Below are 2,196 nucleotides of genomic sequence, written 5' to 3'. Positions count from 1 at the left end.
GCGCTACACTCGGTTGTCCTCGGCCAGCCCGATCAGCAGCTTCAGTGCCTCCTCCGCCCTATCGGCGGGAACGAACAGATGGTCGTGATAAAAGGCCGAAACCGGGTTCACGCCCATGCCGGCGGCGGCCAGGCGCGTGGTGATGGCGGCGAGGAAGCCGACGGCTTCCAGCGACGAATGGATGTTCAGCGTCAGCATCCGGCAACGGAACGAAGCGGTCAGTGCCGCGGCGTTGGCCTCCTCCTCGGTCACGATCAGCGTCACACCCTCGCGCTCGCGAAACACCATCACCGGCTCAACGCCTTCCGGCTGAGGGACGCCGGGTGCCAGCGTGACGAAAACATAGGCGCCGGCGAGCAGCTCCGGTGTCATCGACGCCAGCAGTGTCTTGAGATCGGTTTCGCCGGCCATCTGTCTTCCCTCGCCTGCAAAAAACGGGCCGCAGCCCACGTGCTCTTCAATATCCGCGACCGGCGCGTGCCGATAGTCCAGGCGCTGCAAGGACGACATGGCGATGTCGCTGGCGGCTGGGCTTGCAGAGCTGTCGCATCGCACAATAGAGAAGCTGAGGGCCAGTGCCGGTCCGTGAAAGGCCTTCGATGATCGTTCGCCCGCGCCCCACATTCCTGCAGCTGTTCTTCATCATGCGCGGTTCGGTCGTGCCACGCATTCTGCCGCAAATATTGGGCTTCGCGCTTTATTCCGCGATCATCCTGGCCGCGGCGCGCCGGTTCCAGCTTGATTTCAGCGTCTTCAACATCACGCCTTTCGGCCTGGTCGGCGTGACATTGTCGATCTATCTCTCGTTCCGCAACAACGCCGCCTACGACCGTTGGTGGGAGGCGCGCAAGCTGTGGGGCGCGCTGGTCTTCGAAATGCGCAACCTGGCACGCGCCACCACCAGCCTCATCCCGGACCAGACTGAACAGCGCGCCTTGCTGATGGAAGCGCTCGCCTTCTGTCATTTCCTGCGCGGGCAGCTGCGCAAGATCGACAGCATGAAGGATGCCCGTGCCTTCATCGACGCCGAGGCGGACAAGGCAGCAGCCTTTTCCAATCCGGCGGATGAGATGGTCAGGCGCATGGGTCGGCGTGCCAATGCGCAGCGCCTGGCGGGCGACGTCGACACGGTCGGCTTTCGTATCCTCGATGAGAGGCTCGCGTCGATTGCCGCCATCCAGGCCGGCTGCGAGCGGATCGCCGGTACGCCCTTGCCGTTCGCCTACACGCTGCTGGTGCATCGCACGGCCTATATCGTCTGCCTGCTGCTGCCGATCGGCCTGATCTCGACCACCGGTTGGGCGACGCCGCTGTTCACCGCGCTGATCGCCTACACTTTCTTCGGCCTCGACGCGCTGTCGGAAGAGCTCGAGGATCCGTTCGGCACCGAAGCCAACGACCTCGCTCTCGACAGCCTCTGCCGTGTCTGCGAAATCTCGGTGTTCGAGGCGCTTGGCGAAACGCCGCCGAAGATGATCCCGGCGGAAAAGTTCTATTTTTCGTAGGCAAAGGCGCGCGGGCTTAGCGGGATTAAAAGAATCCGCCCCGCTGTCGGATCGCCGCTCCATGCCACGTCCTTGGTTCGACCCCAGCAAGAAGGGGATAGAGCCATCAGGAGGGACCATCATGAGCATTTCCGAAACCGCGCCCGTCTCGCCGGGCGCTTTGTGGACCGGCCGCGCGCTCAGCGGCGTCATCGTGCTGTTCATGATCTTCGACGGCGCCATCAAGCTGCCGCCGCTCGATATCGTCATCCAGACGATGGTGCCGCTTGGCTGGCCGGCCGATCCGAATGTCGCCCGCATGCTTGGTGTCATCGGCCTGATCTCGACCGCTCTCTATGCGCTGCCGCGCACCTCGGTGCTCGGCGCCATCCTGCTCACCGCCTATATGGGCGGCGCCATCGCCACCAATGTCCGCGTCGACAACCCGCTGTTCTCGCACATTCTGTTCGGCGTCTATCTCGGCATTATCCTGTGGGGTGGCCTGTATCTGCGCGATCCCAGGCTCCGCGCGCTGATCCCGTTCAGCCGTTAGATCCGGATCGAAGCACCGCTTTCGGCTCGAAGCCTGAACCCTTTGCCGGGCAATATCTCAGGGATCGAATCGTCGAGTTGCGAGTTAGAGATTCGCCCGGCGGCGGAGGCGGCTCCTATCGGAGAGGAACGACGATGAAGAAAACGATGCTTTTGATGG

Annotated in this window: 3 protein-coding genes; 2 read left to right on the top strand and 1 reads right to left on the bottom strand. The window is 63.2% G+C overall.

What is annotated here, in order from left to right; translation table 11 throughout:
* Positions 1-3: 3 nt before the first annotated feature.
* Positions 4-411, bottom strand: coding sequence for an ACT domain-containing protein (locus EN932_RS34555; protein WP_013528796.1), 408 nt, complete (start codon positions 409-411; stop codon positions 4-6).
* A gap of 188 nt (positions 412-599) precedes the next feature.
* Here EN932_RS34555 and EN932_RS34550 point away from each other — a divergent pair, with 188 nt between their 5' ends.
* Together EN932_RS34550 and EN932_RS34545 are read left to right on the top strand one after the other, a co-directional pair.
* The gene (locus EN932_RS34550) at positions 600-1,505 is read left to right on the top strand and encodes a bestrophin family ion channel (RefSeq protein ID WP_127368681.1); all 906 of its coding nucleotides are present in this window, start codon (positions 600-602) and stop codon (positions 1,503-1,505) included.
* A 121-nt stretch (positions 1,506-1,626) separates the two neighbouring features.
* Positions 1,627-2,037 carry a DoxX family protein gene (locus EN932_RS34545; protein WP_027162877.1) on the top strand — a complete coding sequence of 137 codons (411 nt, stop codon included), beginning with the start codon at positions 1,627-1,629 and terminating at the stop codon, positions 2,035-2,037.
* The last annotated feature ends 159 nt before the right edge of the window (positions 2,038-2,196 follow it).

It is taken from the genome of Mesorhizobium sp. M7A.F.Ca.US.002.01.1.1 (assembly GCF_004022955.1).
Taxonomy (GTDB): Bacteria; Pseudomonadota; Alphaproteobacteria; order Rhizobiales; family Rhizobiaceae; genus Mesorhizobium; species Mesorhizobium ciceri.
Note: the sequence above shows the minus strand (reverse complement) of the source record. Positions and strands in the feature narration are given on the sequence as shown.